Origin of the sequence: uncultured Granulicatella sp., from assembly GCF_963528195.1 — a bacterium.
In the GTDB taxonomy this organism is placed as follows: Bacteria; Bacillota; Bacilli; order Lactobacillales; family Aerococcaceae; genus Granulicatella.
On record NZ_CAURVN010000017.1, the window covers coordinates 1 to 25,958 of the forward strand.

At 31.6% G+C, this 25,958-nt stretch carries 24 protein-coding genes and 1 tRNA gene; 22 read left to right on the forward strand and 3 right to left on the reverse strand.

Annotated features, from left to right (window positions below):
• Positions 1–183: 183 nt before the first annotated feature.
• A tRNA-Lys gene (locus RWR88_RS05675) sits at positions 184–256 on the reverse strand.
• A gap of 257 nt (positions 257–513) precedes the next feature.
• Here RWR88_RS05675 and pnp point away from each other — a divergent pair.
• The 10 genes from pnp to RWR88_RS05725 all read left to right on the forward strand — a co-directional run bounded on the left by pnp (position 514) and on the right by RWR88_RS05725 (position 13,951).
• On the forward strand, positions 514–2,619 hold the full coding sequence (pnp, locus tag RWR88_RS05680; protein ID WP_314451022.1) for a polyribonucleotide nucleotidyltransferase: 2,106 nt from the start codon (positions 514–516) through the stop codon (positions 2,617–2,619).
• Positions 2,620–3,035: 416 nt separating this feature from the next.
• Complete coding sequence (locus RWR88_RS05685; RefSeq protein WP_006703570.1) at positions 3,036–5,057, forward strand: DUF1430 domain-containing protein; 2,022 nt, start codon at positions 3,036–3,038, stop codon at positions 5,055–5,057.
• 1 nt (position 5,058) lies between these two features.
• On the forward strand, positions 5,059–5,703 hold the full coding sequence (locus tag RWR88_RS05690) for an ABC transporter ATP-binding protein (protein ID WP_006703571.1): 645 nt from the start codon (positions 5,059–5,061) through the stop codon (positions 5,701–5,703).
• A gap of 278 nt (positions 5,704–5,981) precedes the next feature.
• On the forward strand, positions 5,982–7,658 hold the full coding sequence (locus RWR88_RS05695) for a ribonuclease J (RefSeq protein WP_006703572.1): 1,677 nt from the start codon (positions 5,982–5,984) through the stop codon (positions 7,656–7,658).
• 26 nt (positions 7,659–7,684) lie between these two features.
• On the forward strand, positions 7,685–8,290 hold the full coding sequence (locus RWR88_RS05700; protein ID WP_006703573.1) for an energy-coupled thiamine transporter ThiT: 606 nt from the start codon (positions 7,685–7,687) through the stop codon (positions 8,288–8,290).
• A gap of 71 nt (positions 8,291–8,361) precedes the next feature.
• Positions 8,362–9,801: a cardiolipin synthase gene (gene cls, locus RWR88_RS05705; RefSeq protein WP_006703574.1), complete on the forward strand. Its 1,440-nt coding sequence runs from the start codon at positions 8,362–8,364 to the stop codon at positions 9,799–9,801.
• Between the two features lie 668 nt (positions 9,802–10,469).
• Positions 10,470–11,051, forward strand: a complete 582-nt coding sequence (locus RWR88_RS05710; RefSeq protein ID WP_314451027.1) for a TetR/AcrR family transcriptional regulator — start codon at positions 10,470–10,472, stop codon at positions 11,049–11,051.
• A 252-nt stretch (positions 11,052–11,303) separates the two neighbouring features.
• The gene (locus RWR88_RS05715; protein WP_006703576.1) at positions 11,304–12,245 is read left to right on the forward strand and encodes an ABC transporter ATP-binding protein; all 942 of its coding nucleotides are present in this window, start codon (positions 11,304–11,306) and stop codon (positions 12,243–12,245) included.
• Positions 12,246–12,258: 13 nt separating this feature from the next.
• Positions 12,259–12,999, forward strand: a complete 741-nt coding sequence (locus RWR88_RS05720; protein WP_006703577.1) for an ABC transporter permease — start codon at positions 12,259–12,261, stop codon at positions 12,997–12,999.
• 4 nt (positions 13,000–13,003) lie between these two features.
• Complete coding sequence (locus tag RWR88_RS05725) at positions 13,004–13,951, forward strand: ABC transporter permease (RefSeq protein ID WP_314451035.1); 948 nt, start codon at positions 13,004–13,006, stop codon at positions 13,949–13,951.
• A gap of 404 nt (positions 13,952–14,355) precedes the next feature.
• Here the strand turns inward: RWR88_RS05725 and RWR88_RS05730 are convergent, their stop codons facing one another.
• Entirely contained in the window at positions 14,356–14,673 is a 318-nt protein-coding gene (locus RWR88_RS05730; protein ID WP_314451036.1) for a hypothetical protein, read from the reverse strand.
• A gap of 243 nt (positions 14,674–14,916) precedes the next feature.
• Here RWR88_RS05730 and RWR88_RS05735 point away from each other — a divergent pair, with 243 nt between their 5' ends.
• Genes RWR88_RS05735 through RWR88_RS05775 form a run of 9 tightly spaced genes read left to right on the forward strand, consistent with a single transcriptional unit; the run spans position 14,917 to position 23,417 of the window.
• Complete coding sequence (locus RWR88_RS05735; RefSeq protein ID WP_314405649.1) at positions 14,917–15,243, forward strand: hypothetical protein; 327 nt, start codon at positions 14,917–14,919, stop codon at positions 15,241–15,243.
• Positions 15,230–17,179: a V-type ATP synthase subunit I gene (locus RWR88_RS05740; protein ID WP_314451038.1), complete on the forward strand. Its 1,950-nt coding sequence runs from the start codon at positions 15,230–15,232 to the stop codon at positions 17,177–17,179. The genes RWR88_RS05735 and RWR88_RS05740 overlap by 14 nt, the downstream gene beginning before the upstream one ends.
• 21 nt (positions 17,180–17,200) lie before the next feature.
• Entirely contained in the window at positions 17,201–17,683 is a 483-nt protein-coding gene (locus tag RWR88_RS05745) for a V-type ATP synthase subunit K (RefSeq protein WP_227931014.1), read from the forward strand.
• Between the two features lie 12 nt (positions 17,684–17,695).
• Positions 17,696–18,277, forward strand: a complete 582-nt coding sequence (locus tag RWR88_RS05750; protein WP_314349338.1) for a hypothetical protein — start codon at positions 17,696–17,698, stop codon at positions 18,275–18,277.
• Positions 18,278–18,288: 11 nt separating this feature from the next.
• Positions 18,289–19,290, forward strand: a complete 1,002-nt coding sequence (locus tag RWR88_RS05755; protein ID WP_314451040.1) for a V-type ATPase subunit — start codon at positions 18,289–18,291, stop codon at positions 19,288–19,290.
• Positions 19,280–19,591, forward strand: coding sequence for a V-type ATP synthase subunit F (locus tag RWR88_RS05760; RefSeq protein ID WP_006703585.1), 312 nt, complete (start codon positions 19,280–19,282; stop codon positions 19,589–19,591). The genes RWR88_RS05755 and RWR88_RS05760 overlap by 11 nt, the downstream gene beginning before the upstream one ends.
• A gap of 32 nt (positions 19,592–19,623) precedes the next feature.
• Positions 19,624–21,405 carry a V-type ATP synthase subunit A gene (locus RWR88_RS05765; RefSeq protein WP_314451042.1) on the forward strand — a complete coding sequence of 594 codons (1,782 nt, stop codon included), beginning with the start codon at positions 19,624–19,626 and terminating at the stop codon, positions 21,403–21,405.
• Positions 21,398–22,774, forward strand: coding sequence for a V-type ATP synthase subunit B (locus tag RWR88_RS05770; RefSeq protein ID WP_314451044.1), 1,377 nt, complete (start codon positions 21,398–21,400; stop codon positions 22,772–22,774). The genes RWR88_RS05765 and RWR88_RS05770 overlap by 8 nt, the downstream gene beginning before the upstream one ends.
• A gap of 7 nt (positions 22,775–22,781) precedes the next feature.
• A complete protein-coding gene (locus tag RWR88_RS05775) occupies positions 22,782–23,417 on the forward strand; it encodes a V-type ATP synthase subunit D (RefSeq protein ID WP_006703588.1) in 636 nt (211 codons plus the stop codon).
• Positions 23,418–23,470: 53 nt separating this feature from the next.
• On the opposite strand, the gene RWR88_RS05780 is transcribed toward RWR88_RS05775, so the two are convergent.
• Positions 23,471–24,580, reverse strand: coding sequence for a hypothetical protein (locus RWR88_RS05780; RefSeq protein ID WP_314451046.1), 1,110 nt, complete (start codon positions 24,578–24,580; stop codon positions 23,471–23,473).
• Between the two features lie 238 nt (positions 24,581–24,818).
• Here RWR88_RS05780 and gmk point away from each other — a divergent pair, with 238 nt between their 5' ends.
• From gmk to RWR88_RS05795, 3 genes are all read left to right on the forward strand, one after another.
• Positions 24,819–25,442 (forward strand): guanylate kinase, encoded by a 624-nt coding sequence (gene gmk / locus RWR88_RS05785; protein WP_314451048.1) that lies wholly within the window; start codon positions 24,819–24,821, stop codon positions 25,440–25,442.
• A 16-nt stretch (positions 25,443–25,458) separates the two neighbouring features.
• Positions 25,459–25,674 (forward strand): DNA-directed RNA polymerase subunit omega, encoded by a 216-nt coding sequence (gene rpoZ / locus RWR88_RS05790; protein ID WP_006703591.1) that lies wholly within the window; start codon positions 25,459–25,461, stop codon positions 25,672–25,674.
• Between the two features lie 159 nt (positions 25,675–25,833).
• Positions 25,834–25,958 (forward strand): hypothetical protein (locus tag RWR88_RS05795; RefSeq protein ID WP_314451051.1); only part of this gene is annotated, 125 nt, incomplete at its 3' end.

Here is a 25,958-nt window from a genome sequence, read left to right on the forward strand (position 1 = left end):
GATAAAATTTGTCTTCTCTACATGAAAATATTGTATGGCATCAAAGCAAAAGTAAATGGGTTTACACTATTTGTTAAGATGTAATTTGATTAAAAAAGAAAATCTAGATTTAAAAGTGGGGTAAATCAGTTATAAACAAGCAAAAAAGCCCTGTAAATCAAGGCTTCTTCCTGTTGATTTAGATGCCCCCTACAGGGCTCGAACCTGTGACCCATAGATTAAGAGTCTACTGCTCTACCAACTGAGCTAAGGAGGCATTAATTACTTTTTTAGTATAGCACTTTGAAGTTAAAATGCAATCGTTTTTAGGATTTTTTTCAAAAAATGCTAAAGTTTACTCAAAAAAATAGTTATTCAGTATCGTTTATGGTAGAATTATTGCGTATGACAATCAAGGAGTATTCTTTTTAGCGTGCTTACTTTAGAAATATAAGAAGGTGAGTTTTTCGTCTGTTTATATTTCTAAAAGTAGGTTTAAAAGATACTCTTAAAAAGAAGAAAAGGAGAATCGATATGTCAGAGAAAAAAGTATATAGCTATGAATGGGGCGGAAGACTGTTACAAGTTGAAATCGGCCAATTAGCAAAACAAGCAAATGGTGCTGTCTTAGTTCGTTATGGAGATACAGTTGTATTAACAGCAGCCGTTGGTACAAAACAAGCAAAGGATACAGATTTCTTCCCATTAACAGTGAACTATGAAGAAAAAATGTATGCAGCAGGTAAAATTCCTGGAGGATTTATTAAACGTGAAGGACGTCCAAGTGAACATGCGACATTAACAGCTCGTTTAATTGACCGTCCAATTCGTCCAATGTTTGCGGAAGGTTTCCGTAATGAAGTTCAAATTACAAATACTGTAATGTCTGTAGATCCAAACTGTCCACCAGAAATGGCTGCTATGTTTGGTTCAAGTTTAGCATTATGTATTTCAGATATTCCATTTGATGGTCCAATTGCTGGGGTAGATGTTGGTCGTGTTAACGGAGAATACGTGATCAACCCTACAACTGAACAAGCTGAATTATCAGATATCGAATTATCTGTAGCGGGTACTGCAACTGCGATTAACATGGTAGAAAGCTCTGCTAAAGAAGTGAGCGAAGAAGATATGTTAGGAGCATTATTATTCGGTCACGAAGAAATAAAAAAATTAGTAGCTTTCCAACAACAAATTGTCCAAGAAATTGGAAAAGAAAAAATGGAAGTAACATTGCTATCATTTGATCCAGAAATCGAAAAACAAGTGAAAGACTTATTCAGTCAAGCAATGATTAATGCAATCCAAACAGAAGAAAAATTAGCTCGTGAAGAAAATATTGAAAAAGTTAAAGAAACTGCCTTAGAACATTTTGAAGCTGTTTTAGAAGAAAATGATGAAAAAGCAGGTTTATTAAAACAAGTTTCTCAATTAGTGGATAATCTTGAAAAAGACGAAGTACGTCGTTTAATTACAGAAGAAAAAGTACGTCCTGATGGTCGTAAAATTGACGAAATTCGTCCATTGTCTTCAGAAATTGACTTATTACCACGTGTTCATGGTTCAGGTTTATTTACTCGTGGACAAACTCAAGCATTAACTTCAGCTACATTAGCACCTTTAGGAGAATATCAAGTCATTGATGGTTTAGGAATTGAAGAAGGTAAACGATTCATTCACCACTACAATTTCCCACAATTCTCTGTAGGTTCAGTAGGTCGTGCTGGAAGCCCAGGTCGTCGTGAAATTGGTCACGGTGCTTTAGGGGAACGTGCATTGAAACAAGTGATTCCAACTCCAGAAGATTTCCCTTATACAATTCGTCTTGTATCAGAAGTGTTAGAATCAAATGGTTCATCTTCTCAAGCAAGTATTTGTGCGGGAACATTAGCCTTAATGGCAGCAGGAGTACCAATTAAAGCTCCTGTAGCGGGTATTGCGATGGGATTAATTTCTGATGGTACAAACTATACAGTATTAACAGATATCCAAGGGTTAGAAGACCATTTAGGAGATATGGACTTTAAAGTTGCTGGTACAACAACTGGTATTACAGCATTACAAATGGATATTAAAATCCAAGGAATTACAGAACAAATTTTACGTGAAGCATTAACGCAAGCGAAAAAAGCTCGTTTTGAAATTTTAGAAGAATTAACTTCTACAATTGCTGAACCTCGTAAAGAGTTAAGCCCATATGCACCTAAGATTGAAATGATTTCTATTCACCCAGATAAAATTAAAGTTGTTATCGGTCGTGGTGGAGAAACAATCAATAGCATTATTGATGAAACTGGCGTTAAAATTGATATCGATCAAGAAGGTCATGTATCCATCGCTTCAACTGATGCTGCAATGATTCAACGTGCAAAAGAAATTATTGAAGATTTAACACGTGAAATTGAAGCTGGACAAGTGTATGAAGGAACGGTTCGCCGTATTGAAAAATTCGGAGCTTTTGTTGAAATTGCAAAAGGAAAAGATGGATTAGTTCACATCTCTGAATTAGCGCATGAACGTGTAGCGAAAGTAGAAGATGTATTAGCGATTGGAGATAAAGTAAAAGTAAAAGTTACTGAAATTGATGGACAAGGTCGTATCAACTTATCTCGTAAAGCATTAATCGAAAAAGAAGCTTAATCATTCATGAAATGAGGCTAGGGAAAACCTAGTCTCATTTTTTTATTTTTTTAGAAAATGTTTTTAAAAAAAGATTGACGGATTAAATGTATCAAGCGTTTAATACAGTTAAAAGAAAAGTGTATTAATGCATTAACACAATGGTACAAAAGGCGGTGAATTTTTTATTATCTAATAATATTTTTCTTAATTGAAAGTTATTTCTTTATTAAATGGATAAATATGATAAGAAATGTTACAAAAATCTTTATTGATTTGATTAGATTCTATTTATACATTACATAATTTATGTACAAAATTAGGAAAAACTGAAATAGTAGAAGGAGTTATCATTATTATTTTTTATCGACGATGATTTGGTTCTACAAAAAATATATGAATTTAAAAGACTAACCATATTTTTTCAGGAGGCTATTATGAAAAAAATATTTATTTTTTTATCAACATTTCTTCTCAGCTTCTTCTTTATTTGGATTATACAATTACGTGCTCCGCAGTATTTATACGCTAGCTATGATTCTGTAACCTTAACTCGTTTGAAAAAGGATGCTAAAGAACTAACACGTGAGGTTTTTGAGCAGAAGTTAGAAGAGTTTGTAAATGAAGAGAGTAGTTTGATAGCTAGAAGAATAGTTGAACCTAGTAAAGATGGGAATACTAATTTTACTTATGCGACTTATGGTAAAGGAGACTTACCAAGAGGATTCAATAAAGCAAATCAAGAAAGTAGAGAACAAAGTGATCCTTTGAATAGTTATCTTATTTTGTCAGGTTCTCTGACTAAAGAGAAACTAGCCGAAAAATTAGGAGAGTTTGGTTATAAGGCAATTGCTGATAGGAAAATACCACCATATTTTTTAGCATTTCAAATTTTACTAAATCCACTTATTTTGATTAGTTTAGCAATATTTGGGTTGGCTTTCTTTTCAATGCTTATTATTAGTAAAGTTAAGGATATGAGAGAAGCAGGAATAAAATTATTATCTGGTCAAACCTTACTTACAATAATGTGGCATTCTTTATTTAGTGATGTGAAATGGATTTTTATATCAGCTTTTATTTCTATTTTATGTGGAGGTCTAGTACTTCAAATTCAAGGAAACTTTTATTCAATTTTATTTGAAATATATAGTTTTGGAATTAGTATCTATCTTCTATTTTTAATTGTAATATCATTACTATTAATGTCGCTTTACTTAATGAGCTTAAATTATAATGTATTAGTACCTATCATAAAGGGAAGATTGCCACTTAAACGTTTGATGATTTTAACATTATTATGTCAGTTAGTAGCTGTTTTTACAGTTGGCTATGCTATTAAATCTGGTTTAACCTCATATAATCGTTTAAAAGAACTTGAAATTTCAAAACAAGCGTGGCAAGAAAGGGAAGGTTACTATCAAATATCCTTTGGTTTAGGAGATAGAAGAAAAGAAACAGAAAATCAGAATAAATGGTATGACTTTGCTAAGGAAGCGATTGAAAAAGAAAAGGCTATCTATATAAAAGATAATCTTGTACATTTTGCAAATCCAAGTGGGAAAAATGAAAAAGGTGAAACGCTTGATACGTATAGTCCTGACGCTAATACTCTATTTGTAAGTCCAAGTTATTTGGAAAAAGAAAATATTGACATAGATGATGAAGCCAAATCGAAATTAGCTCATCTTCAAAAAGGAGAGTTTGGACTCTTGTTACCAGAAACACTGCGTAATCAGGAAGAAAATATTAGAAAGCTATTTGAAGAAAATATGAATTATTATGGAAAATCAGGTGAGGATGAGGATTCAGAATTAGAATATGAAATGAAAGCTTTTATTTATTATCTTCCAATAGGAGGAAAAAGATTTGTTTATAATAATGGTGAAAGTCCTGTGTCGCTTCAATATCTAAATGATCCAATTTTAGTCGTATTTACCCCCACTTCTACAGGCGATAGTTTTATTTCTAAGACTAGTTGGTCTATTAAGGCTGGAAAACAAATTTTCTTTAAGAATTATGAAAAAGAAATTAGTCTTTTGAAAAAATTGGGGATTTATGACCAAGTTTCTTATTTAAAAGAAGGTAGAAGTGTTTATTTATCTCGTTACAACGAAGTTCAAAATGAAACTCTAACGCTTATTTTGGGAGCTATTGTTGGAGTTGCAAGTTCATTATTACTTTTTTATTCTGTTAATCTGCTTTATTTTGAACAATTTCGTAGAGATATTTTGATTAAACGGATTTCGGGTTTACGTTTTTTTGAAACGCATTCTCAATATTTAATTAGTCAATTTTCAAGTTTTCTAATTGGAGCTCTTCTTTATGTTATCGTTAGTCGAGATTTGGTAATAGGAATTCTAACATTATTCGTCTTCCTAATTTGTGCAATTTTCGCTCTTTATCGTCAATCACAAAAGGAATCTAATATTTCTATAACAATTATGAAAGGAAAATAATATGCTTGAACTTAAAAATGTATCTAAACAATTTGGAAATCGCCAATTATTTTCTGGTATGAATATTCAGTTTGAAAAAGGAAAAATTTATGCCCTGATTGGCACTAGTGGATGTGGTAAGACTACTCTGTTAAATATGATTGGGAGATTAGAAGCTTATGATAAAGGAGAAATTATTTACGATGGTATTAATCTAAAAAAAATAAAGCCATCTGTTTTCTTTAGAGATTACTTAGGTTATTTATTTCAAGATTTTGGTTTGATTGAAAGTCGAACAGTAAGAGAAAACTTGAATCTTGGATTAGTAGGTAAAAAACTTAAAGAAAAAGATAAAATATCTTTAATGAATCAAGCTTTGACTTCTGTTAATTTATCTTATATTGATTTAAAGCAACCTATTTTTGAATTATCAGGTGGGGAAGCTCAACGTGTAGCATTAGCAAAAATTATATTAAAAAATCCACCTATAATTTTAGCTGATGAACCAACGGCATCACTTGATCCTGAAAATTCTAAGGAGCTACTTTCGATATTAGAGTCTCTAAAAAATCAGAATAGAACGATTATTATTGCAACCCATAATCCAGTTATTTGGGAAAAAGTCGATGAAGTCATTCGTGTAAATGATTTTTCTCAGCTAACATAATATTAACTAGGAACAGTCTTAGTAGATTTATTGTTTAAAATAATTTAAAATTCAACTAAAAAAATTTATTGATTTATATAGTTTTGATATTTTAAAAATTTGAGTAATGAAAAATTTGAGAAAAGGAATTAAGTAGAGTTAATAAGCTTAATTCCTTTTTTATTTCCAAGAAAAAATATGAAATGTTAGTCAAAAAATCGTAAATATGGTATTCTAGAATAAGAATGTAAACAAGTTGGTAAGACAAAATACAACAAATAAATAAGATGAGGTGAACTATGAGTTCAATTAAAATAATGGCGCTAGGAGGCGTTCGAGAAAACGGTAAGAGTTTATATGCCGTTGAAGTAGATGAAGATATTTTCGTCTTAGATTGTGGATTGGTTTATCCAGAAGACGAATTATTAGGAATCGATGTCGTGATTCCAGATTTTACTTACTTAGAAGACAATAAAGATCGGATTGCAGGAGTATTTTTAACCCATGGTCATGCGGATGCAGTAGGAGCTCTTCCTTATTTTCTAAAAAATATTCAAGCACCAGTTTTTGGGACAGAATTAACGATTGCTTTAGCAAAATATTATGTAGAGTCTTCTAAACAAGTAAAAGGATTTGATGATTATCATATCGTCACTGAAAATACAGAAATTGATTTTGAATCTGTAACGGTGAAATTTTTCAAAACAACTCATACTATTCCAGATTCAGTAGCGATTGTTTTAAAAACAGCAGACGGAAGTATTGTTTATACTGGAGACTTTAAGTTTGACCAAAGTGCTGCCGTTGGCTATCAAAGTAATTTTGGTCGTATTACGGATATTGGAGAAGAATATGTCTTAGCCTTATTAAGTGATTCTAGTGATGCTGAAAGTTATGAAGAAAATGTTAGTGATCGTAAAATTGAAGCTAGTATTTTAGATACATTTAGAAATGCAACAGGACGTATTATTGTAGCCTGTGTGGCAAGTAATATTTTACGAATTCAACAAGTGTTTAATGCAGCTCATGAATCAGGACGTAAGATTTTCTTAACAGGTGCAGAATTAGAAGAAATCGTGAATATTGCATTGAAATTAAATAAATTAACAGTTCCTTCAGAAGATTTATTCGTAACTGCACGTGAATTAAAACGTTTAGCAGATGATAAAATTGTGGTGTTAGAAACAGGAAATGTAGGCGAACCAATTAAAGCTTTACAAAAAATGGCACAAGGTCGTCACCGTCAAGTGAATTTACATCAAGGAGATTTAGTCTATATTGCGACAACTCCTTCAACTGCAATGGAAACAGCTATTGCTCGTACGAAAGATATGATTTACCGTGCGGAAGCTGAAGTCGTTGAAATGGCTGATAATGCGAAAGCAAGTGGACATGCGACTCCAAATGATTTAAAACTAATGATGAATTTATTACAACCAACATTCTTCATTCCAGTTCAAGGAGAATATCGTAGTTTATTAGCTCATGCTGAGTTAGCACACGAATTAGGAATTCCATATTCTAATATTTTCATTCCTGGTAAAGGGGATGTTATTGAACTTTCTAAAGGAAGAATGACAGCTACTGGACAAGTTCCAGCGGGAAATGTTTTAGTAGATGGAATTGGTGTTGGAGATATCGGTAATATTGTACTAAAAGATCGTAAGATTTTATCAGAAGACGGAATTTTCGTAGTCGTTGTAACGATTTCTAGACGTTTAGGAAAAATTTTATCGGGTCCACAAATTGTTTCTCGAGGATTTGTTTATATGAAGACGAGTGAAGAGTTATTACAAGAATCACAAAAAATTGTGACGGATATTGTGGAAGAAAATTTAGCAAGTGATAATTTTGAATGGCCACGTTTAAAACAAGAAGTACGTGATGGATTAAGTCGCTACTTATTTGAACAAACAAAACGTCGCCCAGTTATTCTTCCAATTATTATGGAAGCATCACATTATAAAAAAGATTAATTTGTATTGTTGAAAGGGGAACATTCATGGGTTCAAAAGCAGTTAAAATTATGTTAGAAGTTTTGTTAGCAATCGTTGTTGCTAGTGGACTTTCTTACATTCCAGCAATTGGAGGAAATGTAGTCATTGACTTTGCCATTATTCCTTTAATTTTAGTATCACTAAGACATGGAGGAATTTGGGGAGCAATTGCAAGTATTTTATTTGGTCTTCTACATGGAGTATTACATCCAAGTGGAACAGGCTATATTGTTGTTCCATTCCATGATTCTGTAATGGGATATGGATTTGTAGCTTTTGCTGGATTCTTTGCGAGAAATACTGTTCGTACAGCATTTAATGCTCGTATTTCTTCAACTGTATTAAATGTTGTAACAGCTAGCATTATTGCAACATTTGTTAGCTATAGTTTCCATGCTATTGCTACGGCTATTGGAGCACCAACACTATTTGCAACTGAAAAAGTTGCTTTAGCAAGTGGATTTTTAGGATTTTCAGTAAACTTTATTGCTACATTAGTCGTAACACTAGTAGTATTAGTAACGTTGATTTACGTAAAACGTGATATTTACATTCCTAAAGGAACAAGATACTTATCTCGAAAAGAAAAATCTCACTTATTAAATGATTAAATGATGAATCGAGTGGGGAAACAGTTATTGTTTTCCCACTTTTTTTCTAAGTAAGAAAGGAGAAAGAAAAAATGGATTTATTAACAGTGATATTTTCAGGGTTAGTATTTATCAATACACTTGGAGCAATTATTACGGTCTTTAGAGAACCGAGAGAGATTTCTGCTACATGGGCTTGGTTATTAGTCTTAGTCTTTTTCCCATTTTTAGGGTTTATTATTTATTTCTTTTTTGGAAGAAAAATTAGTAAAGATCGAATTTTCGATTTGAAATCTCAAGACACATTTCGAATTAGAAAAGTAGCCGAAACTCAATTAGAGGAATTAGAACAAGATAATACCTTTTTTGAAGATTTATATTTAAAAGAATTAGCAGTTCTATTTTTAGAAAGTGATGAATCTGTCATTACAAAAGGAAATCAAGTTGAAATTATGACGTCTGGTCAGGAGAAATTTACACAGTTAAAAGAAGATTTTAGAAATGCTAAAGACCATATTCATATTGGCTATTATATTTTTAATGATGATGAATTAGGGCATGAATTATTGGAGATTTTAATTGAAAAAGCGCAACAAGGAGTCGAAGTTTTAGTACTATATGATGCACTAGGTGCTCGCTTTACAAAACAAAAATTTTGGAAGAAACTTCACGATGCGGGTGGACGTTCAGAAGCCTTTTTTGGGTATACATTTGGGATTATTAATTTGCGGATGAACTATCGTAATCACCGTAAAATTGTTGTCATTGATGGAAAAATTGGCTATGTAGGTGGCTTTAATATAGGGGACGAATATTTAGGAAAGGGAAAACTGGGCCACTGGAGAGATACACATTTAAGAATTAGAGGGAATGCTGTATTATCTCTTCAAGCTCGTTTCTTTATTGATTGGAATGCGACAGCTTCAGAACGATATCAAAAAACATTTTCTGAGCGATATTTTCCTACTTTAGAATGTTTAGGAGATACAGCGATGCAAATCGTTTCAACAGGTCCAGATAATGATTATCAAAAAATTAAAATGGGATTTGTTAAAATGATTTATATGGCGAAAAAATCAATTGATATTCAAACGCCTTATTTTATTCCAGATGAAAGTGTTCTGGAAGCTTTGCAAGTAGCTGCTCTTTCAGGGGTAAAAGTACGGATTATGGTTCCATGTAAACCGGATCATCCATTTGTTTATCGTGCAACAGAATATTATTGTCGGAATTTATTAAAAGACGGTGTAGAAATTTATTTATACGAAGAAGGTTTCTTGCATGCAAAAACAATGGTCGTAGATGGCGTTGCTTCTACAGTTGGAACCTCTAATTTTGATATGCGAAGTTTCCGATTGAATTTTGAAATTAATGCGTTTATTTATGATGAGGAAATTTCATGTAAGCTACAAGATATTTTTGAGAAAGATATTGAGAACTGTTTATTAGTAGATGAAGCGTATTTTAAAAAGCAATCTCCGTGGAAAAAATTTAAACAAAAATTCTCCAGACTGCTTTCTCCGATATTATAAATTATTTATAAAAGACTTTATTACTATAGCAAGGACGCCAGCAGCTTCGCTTTGCGAATCTCATGGCTAAAAATTGAGCCAAGGTCTCAATTTTTCCTGTAACAGAAGGCAAAAGCCTTCTGTTACTACTGCTATGGTAATAAGTTTTTTTGTTTATACGACTTTTAGTCCGTCACGATCCTAGGTGAGTATTAAATAAACCACCCACTATGCGTGTAATCGTAGAAGGTTGTACCTAAAAATAATCCAATAGCTTTACAATAAAGATGTTCAAGCCTATCAGATAGCGAGAGAAGAAAAATATGGCTGAAAAAGCTAATAGTTTATTAAATAAAAAATGGATGTGTAAATGCAACATTGTTTTGAAACCTAAGTAAATACGGAAAGTTATCTATAATGAATATTGGAAAAGTTTGGGAGAAATATTTTTCAGATTATGTAGTTATAAAAGGATCTAGATTATAGAAGAATATCCTATGCTAGATTATGTCAAAATATTGTTAAGTATTTCAAATTATATGAGGATATAAAAACAGTTTTAATGAACTTTAGTTCATATTATTAAATCATTTCTTTTAAAAATGACTTTTTATTCATTTCATAGTTGAAATTGTTCTGTGGATGAACTATAATTCATTTATAAATTATAAAATTATTTTGAGGTGACTATGGTAAAAGATGATAATAAACAAAAATTAATAAAGGCTACAGATGCTCTCTTAAAGGATAGAAGCATAAGTTCTATTACAACAAAAGAGATTACAAAGGCTGCAGGAGTTTCTGTGGGTGTTTTTTATAATTATTTTAGTAGTAAGGAAGATGTCTTTAAAGAATTAATTAAGACATTTTTTAACTATTCTTTAAAACAAATGGAAGTTTTACGAAAAGAAGTTACTGGAAAAAATATTCGTTCAGAAATTAAATTCAAAGAATTTCTAATTAATGGAATAGATAATTATTGGGAAAATCATTTTTTAAATAGTGATATTCTGTTACTTTCAAGAAAAGATGAAGAGTTTAAAAAATTAATGATTTATTTTAATCAAAAGATGGTTTCCATTGTTGTAGAGATACTTATAGTTATTAATCCAGAACTTAAAGAAACCCCACCTTTACTAGAAGCAAAAATGATTATGAATTTAATTCAATATTCATATCCAAGCTTTTCAAAATTTGAAAGTGAGGATGAAAAAGAGCAATATATAGAAAAAATTGTAAATATTATTTTTAGTATTAGTTTCAATAGGTAAGGGGATAAAAAAGAATAATATAACTTAATAATTATTTTATTTACCAAGCTTCAATTAGTTCTGATAACCTTTAAATAGATGGTTTAGAAATTCAAACTGAGTTGATAAGAAAACAAGGTATGATTAATATTCAATGGGAATTGGTGAAAAACTGATGATTGATTACAAGTTAAATTCAAATATCGAAATGAATTGTACACTGCATCAGAAATAACGTATTTAAAGAAATATTATAGAATGAAGGAAGAAAAAATGGAAAATCTTTTAGAAGTTAAAAAACTGTCAAAAACGTATAAAAACGGAAGAAAAGCATTAGATAATTTAAATTTTCATGTTACAAAAGGTGAAATTCTTGGTTTCTTAGGTCCAAATGGTGCAGGAAAAAGTACGACAATAAATATTTTATCTACTTTATTACAATCTGATGAAGGCGAAATAATATTTTTTAATGATAAAAATTTGTCCATCAAGGATGTAAAGAAACAACTCGGAATTGTTCCTCAAGAATTGGCTATTTATGAAGATATCACAGCCGCACAGAATGTTAAATTCTTTGCTTCTTTATACGGAGTCAAAAAAAGCGAAATTAATGAAAAAGTTGAAAATGCATTAAAAAAAGTTGGACTTGAAGACAGAAAAGATGACAAACCATCAACTTTTTCTGGTGGTATGAAAAGACGTCTGAATATTGCATGTGCAATAGCACATAACCCTAAATTGATTATTTTTGATGAACCAACAGTAGGAATTGATCCACAATCTAGGAATCATATTCTAGATTCAATTAAGAAGTTGAGGGATGAGGGAGCTACTATCATTTACACAACTCACTATATGGAAGAGGTGCAACAAATTTGTGACCGTGTCATTATCATGGATGGTGGAGCGATACTTTTGAATGGTTCTCTTGATGATATTTTAGAATATTATAGCAATTCTAATTATCAAATTAGAGTAGATAAAAAGTTATCTCCTACAGTGTTAGATGAGATTCGTGAATTAACAAATGTCGAAGAACTGAGCCAAAAAGATGAATTTGAAATAATCTTTAGTATGTGTGAGGACTCTATGTCGATTAATAGTGTACTAAAGGTATTAATTAAATTTAATTTAAATATCACCAGTATTACAATGGTAAAGAGAAATTTAGAAGATGTTTTCTTACTATTAACTGGTAAAAATTTAAGAGATTAGTGGTGATATTGTAATGTTAACAATAATGAAACAAGATACAATGAATCTTTTAAAAAATAAGCCAATTATGATGTATCTGCTAATTTATCCAATTGTTCTGATATTAATAACAGGGTTTGTATTTGGATCGATTTTTAGTGATGATATTTTAACTTCATATGATTATTATGGTGTTACAATGCTGATTTATTTGTCCATGGCAACAGTAATTATATTGCCAGAATTATTATTTGGGAGTAATGTGAAGTATGCAAATTACAGAATTGTATATTCTCCGATTCCACGTTATAAGATTTATTTGTCAAAATTAATAGTTGCTATTTCTATTTCATATCTGATCCTAGCTTTTTATATGCTTATCTTTAATAGTACAGGGGTGGTAAACTATGGTAAATCTAATATTGCCTATAGTTTGTTACTTGACTTAGCCTTAGTAATTTTTTCTATCACATTTGGAGGTGCTTTCTGTGTATTGTTAAAAAGTGAAGATATTGTAACAAAAATTTTAAATTTAGTTATTAATGTTTTAGCAATTTTATCTGGTTTATTTTTCCCAATGTATATCTTTGGGGAAAAAATTGCTAATTTATCTGCCTTATCCCCAATTTCAAAAGTGATGTCAACTTTTTTTAGTATCATTTACGATAAAAATTATAGTTCATATTTTAATACATTATCAATTTTGTTACTATGTTCAGTACTATTTGTAATTATCATTCACTTTAAGTATCGACCTGAAAATTTTGGAGAGTGAAAAAATGAAATTTATTATTTTAAGAAATAACTTACAACGTTTTTTGAAAGAAAAAACATATGCTAGTATATCTTTTCTACTTGTTTTTATAACTATCGCAGCAACATCGTTTGTTGTAACAATGGAAAGTCAAAAAGTAAAGATTGGTGTAACAAAAACTGCCATTGAACTACTAGAGATGAATGATAACAACATTTCTGTCAAAGAAGTAGAAAGAGATATGAACTATTATACTAATCTAATATCAGGCGAATACGATGCATATATCAACAAAGAGGATGGAAAATATAAAGTAACTACAGTCAGAAACTCAACTTTAGGTATGAAATTAAGTCAGTATTTAAATGAAGGAAAATTATTAATTGCTTCTAGCAGTAATAGTTATTATAAAATTATTATTACTGTTATGGTTATGAGCTCTATGATACTCTCGTTAATACTATACAGATTTTATTTTGATGATAGAAATGGACTGGATAAACGAATCTATCTAAGCGGAGTTTCCAATTTTTCTTATGTTCTACAACAGGTAGTCTTTAATTTTTTGATTTTATTTACTACTAATTTATTAAGTAGTTTAATTTTACTTCCTTTATTTGATCTTAATATTTCATGGAAGTTAGTCCTATATATTCTCTTAATTGAGCTATTTTCAGCAAACTTTGGAATATTTTTATCTACTTTGACTAAAAAAAATCAAGGAGCTCTTATAATCGGAACAATGGTATCTGTTATAACTATGCTTCTTTCAGGTGCATTGTTTTCTGTAAAAAAAGATTCCATTCAAGATAAGATACATTATATCTTTCCTCAGTATTATTTTTCGAATTTAGGAAAAAGTATTGATGGTAATTTAACTAATTTATCTTATTCGATTACAGTAATTGCAGGTTACATACTTTTGTTCTTCCTGATTACAAATTACTTACAAAGTCAAAAAGTAGGAGAATGATACATTTTCCGGAGTTTGACACTTTACAGAATCAATAAGGCTCCTAAACGTTGATTTAACAATGTTTAGGAGCCTTATTTTTATTTTTGGGAAATGCGTACTTTTCTTATTATTTTGTGGACAAGTAAATTGTTTTTCTAGTTTATGGTCTAATACTCGGTAAAGTGTTAATGCAAAGAACTTTATCATAAAATTTACCTCAATTCGATCTTTTTTTACAAAGAAAACCTGGTTTAGATTTAAATTCACTTTTCATAATACGGGAACTTTCTTCGATTTCCTATTTTCTTTGATCAATACGAATAATGTCTTTTTTAAAATAGGTTTGATGAAATCTTTTTATTACTAGGATACAAGGACGACCAAATCCTGAAAATGGATTTGGTCGTCCTTGTTCTCTCTATTTATACCTGAATGGCTGAAACAACTTGTTCTAAGTTTAAGATCATGGTTAAATCTTCGCTTAGAAAAACAAAATGATTGTTTGGTTGAATACAGCTTTTAATAATGCCTTTTTTAGTAAATTGTTGTAATTCACCTTTCGAATTATATTGTTCAAATAAAAGAGTAATTTCTTTTTTGAAATAGTAACTATTATGAATCGTCTCAACAACATCAATTAATGGCATTACAGGTGTAAATGAAGTTGATTCTGTTGAAAATTGTAAACTGTTTAATAATGGTTGAATAAATGAATGAAATGGTTTTTTATATCGTTCCATAATTGGACCTCCCGAACAAATGTTTGTATTTGTATTATACGAACATTTGTTCTGAAATGCAAACATTATTTTTAAAAAATAAAAAATATTTTTAAAAAAGGTAGAGTTTCTTCCTATTAAATTATAATGATAATAGAGGAGAGTAGAATAGAATTATCGTTTGATACATTTAAGAAAGCAAGGTATAATAACAAAAGTAGGAATTTATTATCGAATCCAGACCTATGAGATGGGAGGTGTACTATGAGCCAAAAAATTGTAGAATCTGTTCAAGCTATTGAAAATCAAGCTCAACAATTAAAAGAAGATTTTCAAAAGAAAATTGATGAAGCAAAAATTCAAGCGAATCAAAAGATTTCTGAATCTAAAAAGAATGTAGATATCGCTTTGTCGAATTATGAAAAAGAATTAGAGGATAAATATTCTCAAAAGAAATTGGATTTCCAAGAAGAATTAGCATCTCTTCAAAAAGAAGAAATTCAACAAATACAGCAGGTATTTGAAGCCAATCGACAAGAATTGGTTCAGGAAACAATTAAGGAGGTGTTAAAACGATATGGCAATTGCTAAAATGAAAAAATTGATGTTTATTGCACCAAATCGTATTCAAAGCCAATTGATGGACGCGGTTCAAGAATTACAATCATTAGAATTCATTTCCTTAAGTCAAGGGCAATCCATGTTAGAAGAATCAAAACCTTCGAATCAAAAAAATCTTCAAGAGTTAGAAAGTAAAGTAGAACGATTACAAGAAGATATTCGCTTTTTAGAAAAATATCTCAAATCACCTTCACTCATGAAAAAATTGAAAACTAAAAAAGAAACATTTACGATTGAAGAACTTCAACAAACAGTTTCTAATTGGGATTATCAAGAATTAATTAAGAGTGTTGAAAACTATCGAGTACAATTACAAAAATTTGAAGATAAAAATGCAGAGCTCGTTGAAACTGAAAATCTACTTAGAAAATGGGGAAATTTAGACTTCCATCCAAAGGAAATCTTTAAACAACCATTTACGAAGACGAAAATGGGGACGATTCCTCAAACAACGGATAATCGTTATTTAGAAAGTCTAAAAGAGAGTCAGTGGATTGTTGTTCAGGAAGTGTATCATACAAGAGAAGAAGTTGGAGTATTTGCAACTTATTCAAGAAAACATCAACAAGAAGCTAAAGAAGAATTAGCGAAAGTGAATTTTAGTGTGACATGGTACCCATTTGACCATAGTCCTAAAGAAGAATTGCAATTGAATTTAGAACGTCAAAAGCAATTAAAAGAAGCTAAAAATTCATTAGTACAAGAAATGCAACAACAAGAGGATTTTGTTAGAAAATTAAAATTGTACTGTGAATATGCGTTTAATGAATGGCAGAAAGAAATTGCAAAAGAACAATTGTATTCAGGAGAGCATTTATTCTGCTTACATGGTTATTTATGTGATGATGTGGTGGAACAAGCAAAACAACAAATAGAAGAGTATGGAATTGCTTCTCAAGTAACCGTAGTAGAATTGGAAATTGATCCAGAAGAATATGAAGAAGCTCCAACTGTCTTGAAAAACCATTCGCTTATTAAACCATTTGAAATGATGATTGAGATGTATGGTTTACCAAAATATGGAGAGGTGGATCCAACGCCATTTACAGCGCCGTTTTATCTTGTGTTCTTTGGAATGATGTCTGCAGATATTGGATATGGACTTATTTTATGGTTAGCAACTTTCCTTGCATTAAAACTATTTGTATTAGATAAAGGAATGAAACGTAATTTAATGTTCTTCCATTTATTAAGTTATCCAACAGTGGCTTGGGGAATTATCTTTGGTTCATTCTTTGGAGTGGATATGCCATTCCAACCATTATCACTTTCAAAAGATTTAACGACGATTATGATTTTATCAATCATTTTTGGGGTTATTCAAATTATTGTAGGTCTATTTATAGGGGCTTATAGTAATTGGAAGAAAAAAGATTATGCTAATGCGTATACCACTCATATTGGATGGTTAGCGATTATTTTTGGCTTAATTTTATATTTAGTAGGTTCGATGATTTTAAATATACCGATTCTTGCAACTATTGGCTCATATGTAGCGATTATTGCAGCGGTACTAATTGTGATCGTATCTATGTTGACAAGTTCGAATAAATTTGCGGGCTTGGCAAGTGGTTTATATAACTTATATGGTATTAGTGGTTATGTCGGAGATGTGGTCAGCTATACTCGTTTGATGGCTTTAGCAGTATCAGGCGGTAGTATTGCAGCAGCATTTAACATGTTAGTGACTTTCTTACCACCAGTAGCAAGAGTTACAGTAGGAATTCTTCTGTTAATTGCGCTTCATGGACTAAATATTTTCCTAACATTTTTAGGAGCATATGTTCATGGATTAAGATTACAGTTTGTAGAATTCTTTGGTAAATTCTATGAAGGTGGCGGAAGAGCTTTAAAACCATTTAAAACGTATGAAAAATATATTGAAACAAAACAAAAATCAAATTAATAAGATGGAGGAAGATTTATTATGACAAACTGGTTAACATTTTTTACTGAAAATTCTGGAGGTTTTATTTTCGCAGCATTAGGAATGGCTGTAGCAAGTATTTTTTCAGGAATTGGTTCTTCAAAAGGTGTAGGGATTGCAGGGGAAGCTGCAGCAGCGTTAATTAAAGAACAACCTGAAAAATTCGTTCAAGCGTTAATTTTACAATTATTACCTGGTACTCAAGGGATTTATGGATTCATCATTGCATTCTTCATTATGCAAAAAATGAGTGCAACAATGCCTTTAAGCTCTGGTTTATACTTATTAATGGCAGCTTTACCAATTGCATTCACAGGTTTATTATCTGGTATTGCTCAAGGGAAAGTAGCAGCTGCTGGTGTTCAAATTTTAGCGAAAAAACCAGAAGAATCTACTAAAGGGATTATCTTTGCAGCCATGGTTGAAACTTATGCAATCTTAGGATTATTGGCTTCATTCTTAATTATCAATCAATTAGGTTAGGAGTTGGAACGTTTGAAAGATTTAGAGCAACTAAAACAACAAGTATTAAAAGAAGTCGAAGAAGATTTCTCACATCAATTGGCTGTTGCTACTAAAGAAGAAGAAGAACGTACAAATGTCATGAATGCAACTTTAGCAGAACAAGAAGTGGCAAAGAAAACTCAATTAAAACAACGTGCAAAACAACTTTGGGATAAAGAGAAACAATCTTTAGTCAATGCGAGTAAAAAAGAAATTTTACAAGAAAAAAGAAGATTACTCGATAGCGTGTTTGATGAAGTTTACTCCTTAATGTCTGGATGGAGTGGCGTAACATTAGTACAGTTTATTCAATCGGCAGTAGCTCAATTACCTAAACAAGAAAAAATCACATTAGTATTAGGGGAAGCAACAGCAAGTCAATTATCACAAGAAGATATTCACCAATTAACGAGTGCTTCTGAATTAGAAGTGTCACAAACGACTTTAAAACAAAAAGTTGGATTTGTTTTACAACAGTCAGGAATTGAATACAACTATTTATTCGATGCATTATTAAAGGATTTAAAACAAGAATACTCACCAGAGTTAGCTAAAAAAGCTTTTGAAAGATAGGAGGGATTTCAATGAATGATTTAGCTTATTCAGGAATCAATACTACTGTTCGTATTTTAGAACAACAATTACTTTCAAAAGATATCATGAATAGTTTATTAGCTTCAAAAGAGTTACAACAAGCTTTAGAAGTGTTACAAAAAACGGCTTATGGATTTCAAACGGATGAATTATTGCAAACGAAACAATTTGATGCAGTATTAATGAAGCATTTGAAAAATCAGTATGAGGAATTATATGAATTAATGCCTACACCTGAATTGTTAGATATTTTTTCAATTCGTTATATGTATCATAATTTAAAAGTGTTATTAAAAGAAAAATTTGCTAAAAAAGATTTTTCACATTTATTAATACCTATTGGTCGCTATTCATTAGTAACCTTAAAACAATTAGTAGAAACTCGAGATTCTCAAGATGTTCCTAGCGTTATGGTGAAAGCCGTTCGAGAAGCTTATGAAGATTTTGAAAATTTTGAGCGATTAGAAACTGCTGACGTTTTTATGGATACTTATTATTTTAAACATTTAAGAATGTTAGAACGTGAATTGCAAGATGATAAAGTGACAGAATTTGTTAATTTAATGATTGATTTAGAAAATATTGCTACTTTAATCCGAGCAAGTGCTCAAAAACAATCAAGAAGCTTTTTACAAACCGTATTATCAAATGAAGGAACGGTATCGAAAACGCAATTAATCGATACATTCCAAGAATTAGGTTGGGCATCATTATTACAATTATTTGATGGTGTTTCTTATAAAGAAGAATTGGAAAGTATTTTATCTCAAGAAAACATTTCTGTATTGAAATTAGAATTGTTGAAAGACGAATGTATTTATCGTTATTTAAAAGATGCGACATTCGATGCTTTTGGCCCTTATCCATCCCTTGCCTATATTCATGCTAGTGAAATGGAAGTGAAAAATATTCGATTGATTTTAGTAGGAATCGATAATGGGTTTAGTGAAGAACAATTAAGAGAAAGGATGCGACCAGTTTATGGCTCATAAAATTGCAGTTGTTGGAGATAAAGACTCAGTCCTTCCTTTCAAAATTCTTGGTTTTGATGTGTTTCCTGCTCATGAAAGTTTAGAAGCAAGAGAAACCATTGATCGATTAGCAAGTGAAGAGTATGGAATTATTTATGTAACAGAAGCGATTGCCTCTGAAATTGCTGAAACGATTCGTCGTTATGATGCAGTTGTTTCACCAGCAATCATTTTAATTCCAAATCATAAAGGTTCATTATCCATTGGAAAATCAAGAATTCAAGAAAATGTGGAAAAGGCTGTAGGTCAAAACATTTTATAATTCGTAAAATTTAGTTAAGAGGAGGTACTTCGGTGAAGAGCGGAAGAATCGTAAAAGTATCAGGACCATTAGTGACCGCTGAAGGTATGGAAGATGCAAATATTCAAGATATTTGTCATGTAGGGCACCTTGGACTGATTGGTGAAATTATTGAGATGCGTAAAGGCGTTGCCTCTATTCAAGTTTATGAAGAAACGTCTGGAATAGGACCAGGAGAACCAGTAACAACAACAGGAGAAGCACTTTCTGTTGAATTAGCTCCCGGAATCATCTCTCAAATGTTTGATGGAATTCAACGTCCATTGAATACATTTAAAGAAGTATCTAACAGTGACTTTTTAGTTCGTGGAACAGTAGTAGCCCCATTAGATCGTCAAAAAGAATGGGAGTTTCACGCAATAGTAGCAGTTGGACAAACTGTTGAAGCTGGAGATATTGTAGGTTATGTACAAGAAACAAAAGTTGTTCAACATAAAATTATGGTTCCTTATGGAGTAAAAGGAACAGTAACAAGTATTTCAAGTGGAACATATCGTATTGAAGACACGGTTTATACGATTGAAACAGAAGAAGGAGAAAAATCTTTCAATCTGATTCAACGTTGGCCAGTTCGTCAAGGCCGTCCATTTAAAGTGAAGAAAAATACGGAAGTTCCAATGTTAACAGGGCAACGTGTTATTGATACTTTCTTCCCTGTAACAAAAGGGGGAGCTGCAGCTGTACCTGGCCCATTCGGAGCTGGTAAAACAGTTGTTCAGCACCAAATTGCAAAATGGTCTGACGTAGATATCGTAGTTTACGTAGGTTGTGGTGAACGTGGTAATGAGATGACAGACGTATTAAATGAGTTCCCAGAATTAATTGACCCAACAACTGGTGAATCAATTATGGAAAGAACAATTTTAATTGCGAATACATCGAATATGCCTGTAGCAGCTCGTGAAGCTTCAATTTATACAGGAATTACAATTGCAGAGTATTTCCGTGATATGGGATATAGTGTAGCTATTATGGCGGATTCAACTTCACGTTGGGCAGAAGCGTTACGTGAAATGTCAGGACGTTTAGAAGAAATGCCTGGGGATGAAGGGTATCCTGCTTACTTAGGTAGTCGTATTGCTGAATATTATGAACGTGCAGGACGTGTAGTTACTTTAGGTAGCGAGGGTCGTGAAGGGACAATTACTGCCATTGGTGCGGTATCACCTCCAGGGGGAGATACTTCAGAACCTGTTACTCAAAATACATTACGTGTTGCTAAAGTATTCTGGGGATTAGATGCAACATTGGCACAAAAACGTCACTTCCCATCTATGAACTGGTTAACTTCGTATTCTCTATACAATCAAGAAGTTGGAAAATATATGGATGAACACATTCATGAAAATTGGTCATCAATGGTTCAACATGCGATGCAAACATTGCAAGAAGAAGCAAGTTTAGAAGAAATTGTACGTTTAGTTGGTTTAGAGTCATTATCTGAAAAAGACCGCTTAACAATGACAATTGCGAAATCCATTCGTGAAGATTACTTACAACAAAATGCATTTGACGATGTGGATACATTCACTTCTCGTGAAAAACAATATCGTATGTTAGATTTAATTTTAACATTTGAAGAACAAGCAAGACATGCGATGAGCGTTGGTGCTTACTATGCAGAAATTATGGATGGCACAGAAGAAATTCGTGACCGTATTGCTCGTTCAAAATATATTCCAGAAAGTCAAATGGAACAATTTACAGCAATTAAAGAACAAATTCAAGAAGATGTTAAAGCAACTATTCAAAAAGGAGGAATGACAAATGCTTAAAGAATATCGTACGATTAGTGAAGTTGTCGGTCCTCTAATGATAGTTGAACAAGTAGAAGGCGTTAAATTTGATGAGTTAGTAGAAATCCAATTACAAAATGGAGAAACTCGTCATGGTCAAGTACTAGAAGTACATGAAGATAAAGCGATGGTACAAATTTTTGAAGGACCTAGCGGCATTAACATTCGTGATTCAAAAGTACGTTTTAAAGGGAAACCTTTATCGTTAAATGTATCAGAAGATATGGTTGGTCGTATTTTTGATGGAATGGGAAATGTCATTGATGGTGGCCCTGAATTATTACCGGAAGCATCTTTAGACGTAAATGGACAAGCGATTAACCCCGTTTCTCGTGACTATCCGGATGAATTTATTCAAACAGGAATTTCAGCAATCGACCATTTAAATACATTAGTTCGTGGACAAAAATTACCAGTATTCTCTGGTTCAGGTTTACCTCATAAAGAATTAGCTGCTCAAATTGCTCGTCAAGCTACTGTGTTAAATAGTGACGAAAAATTTGCGGTAGTATTTGCTGCGATGGGAATTACCTTTGACGAAGCAGAATACTTTATGGAAGATTTCCGTAAAACTGGAGCGATTGATCGATCAGTTATGTTCATTAACTTAGCAAATGACCCAGCGATTGAAAGAATTGCGACTCCTAAAATTGCCTTAACAACAGCTGAATATTTAGCGTATGAAAAAGATATGCACGTGTTAGTTATCATGACAGATATGACAAACTACTGTGAAGCATTGCGTGAAATTTCAGCAGCTCGTCGTGAGGTTCCAGGTCGTCGTGGATATCCAGGTTACTTATATACAAACTTATCGACATTATATGAACGTGCGGGACGTTTAGTAGGACGTAAAGGGTCTGTAACTCAAATTCCAATTTTATCAATGCCTGAAGATGATATTACACACCCAATTCCAGACTTAACAGGTTATATTACTGAAGGTCAAATTATTTTGGATCGTGCATTAGATAAACAAGGGATTCAACCTCCAATCAATGTATTGCCATCTCTTTCTCGTTTGAAAGATAAAGGTTCAGGTGAAGGAAAAACTCGTAAAGACCATGCTTCAACGATGAACCAATTATTTGCTGCCTATGCAACAGGAAAACAAGCAAAAGAATTAGCAGTCGTTTTAGGGGAATCTGCTTTATCAAAAACAGATAAATTATATGTTGAATTTACAGATCGATTCGAAAAAGAATACATCAGCCAAGGATTCCAAACGAATCGTACCATTCAAGAAACATTAGATTTAGGTTGGGAATTACTATCAATTTTACCTCGTACGGAATTAAAACGTATCAAGGATGAAATGCTTGATGAATTTTTACCTAAAGGGGAGTGATTCCTAAATGGTGAGATTAAATGTAAAACCAACAAGAATGGAATTGTCTAAGTTAAAACAGCGATTAACCGTTTCTGTTCGTGGTCATAAATTATTAAAAGATAAGCAAGATGAATTAATGAGACAATTCATTGAGTTAATTCGTAAAAATAATGAATTACGTGATCAAGTTGAAAAACGTTTAACAGCAGGAATGAAAAGTTTTGTGTTAGCAAAAGCAACACTAGAAGAAGCTTTTATTGAAGAACTAGTAGCAATTCCGCCACAAAGTGTCACATTGAATTTACAAGAAAAAAATATTATGAGTGTTTCTGTTCCAGAAATGAATTTTACGGTAGTAGAACAAAATCAAGAGAGTGATTTTAAATATGGTTATTTAAACTCCAATAGTGAGATTGATCATTCAATTGAAGAAATTTCTGCAGTGTTACCTGATTTATTATCATTAACAGAAATTGAAAAAACTTGTCAGTTATTAGCTGATGAGATTGAGAAAACACGTCGAAGAGTAAATGCTTTAGAATATCGTATGATTCCTCAATTAGAAGAGACGATTTACTATATTGAAATGAAGTTAGAAGAACAAGAACGTGCAAGTATTACTCGTATTATGAAAGTAAAAGATATGGGTCAAAAATCATAATGAAAAACAAGGAAACGAGCATCTTGAAATGAAGATGCTCGTTTTTGTTGTCGTTATTTTACCCAAATATGAAATGAATGAAGGTCAACTTCTTTTTCGGAGAGGACGCTACTTGAACTAATCTGATAGTGTAATAATTTATTGCCTACTAAAATTAATAACGTGTTGTCATCTATTTGTTTCACATCTTTTAAAGAATCCTTATTAATATCAAACCCAAATTCAGATAAATCGATGAATTGTGAGGTCTGATTTGTTAAATGAAAAAGGGTGAACCCAATTTTTTTAGAATATACTGTTGAGTGTTCAATGGCTACTAAATCATCTTTTAATTCAAACAGATTGATAGGAGCAATTTCAGGTAAATCAATGAACTCTTTTGTTCCTAAATCCATATCATAGTGGAACATTTGTCCTAAAATTACTTTTTCTTTCGTAGAGTCTTTATGATAACCACTTGAAGTTGCGTATAAGTGATTTCCTCTTACCAAGCTGTTATTAAAGTAATAAGTGACTTCTGGTTGCTCGTATAACGGTTCTTTATAATTCAACTGTAATTTGCTGTCATGAAGTGAAAAATGATATAAATTATTTAGGGCCTGATGATTTGAATCACCTTTGACATCTGTTCCTAAAAAATAAAGATGATTCCCCTCGTTTGAAAAGTCTGAAAGAATAACCGGTTCTTCAAAAATATATTTATCTACTTTTTTTAATGTTGAATCAAAAGTTGCTAAATAATTTGAAGCGGAAGTGAAATAGTAATCAGGATTTGAGCCGGAAGATGTATAAGCATAGTCATCTGTTTTATGGTATTTGATTTCCCCTGTTTTAAAATCAACAGATGTAACTCTTCCAATGACTCCGTGTGGTTTTCCTTCCTCAGAAAACACTAAATAACGATTGGATAATTCTGCACGTTTAACGGTTGGATTAATTTGTCCTTTAACAATGTCTATTTTTTCATCAGAAACTTTTTTGAACTCAGAATCGTCTAGTTTATATCCTTCGATGTTGTGGTATCCGACTATATAAAAATTAGCGTCTGATGAAATAGAAAAATGCTTAGGGAGTGAGTCAAGTAACTTTGGTGTTAAGAAGAATGCTAATATTACGAGTACAACAATTAAAATTAAAGTTAGTTTTTTCGATTTCTTGTTCATAAATAAATTCTCCCTTCAAAATAAAATGTAAACCTTTTCATGTTTATCTTTATTATATTTCGTTTTTTAAAAAGGTCAATATTTTTCCGGTATATTAAAGAAAAAACATAGATAAAAATGAGGAGAAGATTATAATTTGTTGAGGAAGGAATATTTTTTTTGCTTTGGCTTGTTGTTCAAGTAAGGTTTATGATAAGATAGTAAAAAGCTGTAAAAAGAATGGAGTTTTGAGACGATTATGACAAAAAGAGGATTGTTAATCGTTTTATCTGGGCCATCAGGCGTAGGAAAAGGAACAGTTAGAGCTGCAATTTTTTCAAAAGAGGAACAAAAATTTGTTTACTCAATTTCAGCAACAACTCGCCTACCACGTACAGGTGAAACAGATGGGGTCGATTATTTCTTCAAGACAAGAGAAGAATTTGAACAAATGATTCAAAATAAACAATTATTGGAATATGCTGAATATGTTGGAAATTATTATGGCACTCCATTAGAATATGTAGAAAGTACATTAGCAACAGGTAAAGATGTATTTTTAGAAATTGATGTACAAGGTGCGATTCAAGTTCGTGAATTAATGCCAGATGGAGTATTTATTTTCTTAACACCACCTGATTTAAATGAATTAGAAAGCCGTATTGTTAATAGAGGAACAGATTCTGATGAAGTGATTGCGAAGCGTATGAAAACAGCTCGTGAAGAATTAGAGTTGATGAAGTATTATGATTACTCTGTAGTGAACGATACAGTGGATAATGCCGTTCAAAAAATCGAAGCAATTATTCAAACAGAGCACTTGCGAATCATTAGAAATTTAGATACTATAGAAGAGCTAGAAGAAATACTGGAAGAAAAGTAGAAAGAGGTAATCTATTATGATGTTATATCCTTCAATTGATAAATTATTGAACAAAATTGATTCAAAATATTCTTTAGTAATTTTATCAAGTAAAAGAGCTCATGAATTACACCATCATGAACCACAAAAATTAGAAGACTATCAATCAGATAAAAATGTTGGCCGTGCGTTAGAAGAAGTTATCGCCGGTGAATTAGGAATTCGTGAAGATAGTATTCCTGAAGAAGTTTAATGATAAATAAGCCTTGAAGTGGAGAAATCCCTTCAAGGTTTTTATTTTTATAAATAAAAATTAAGACTGAATAAATGGTTTTCTATTTTTTTAAAAAGATGATACACTATTCTTATGATGTAAATTGGGGTAAGTATACCTCTAAAGCGAGGTGAAATCATGTTTGCACAAGTAATTGTAGATGTACCAGTAAAACAAGTGAATCGACCATTTGAATATAGAATTCCTACAATCTTCGAAGGAGAAATTGAAGTGGGAATGAGAGTAGTTGTTCCATTTGCTGG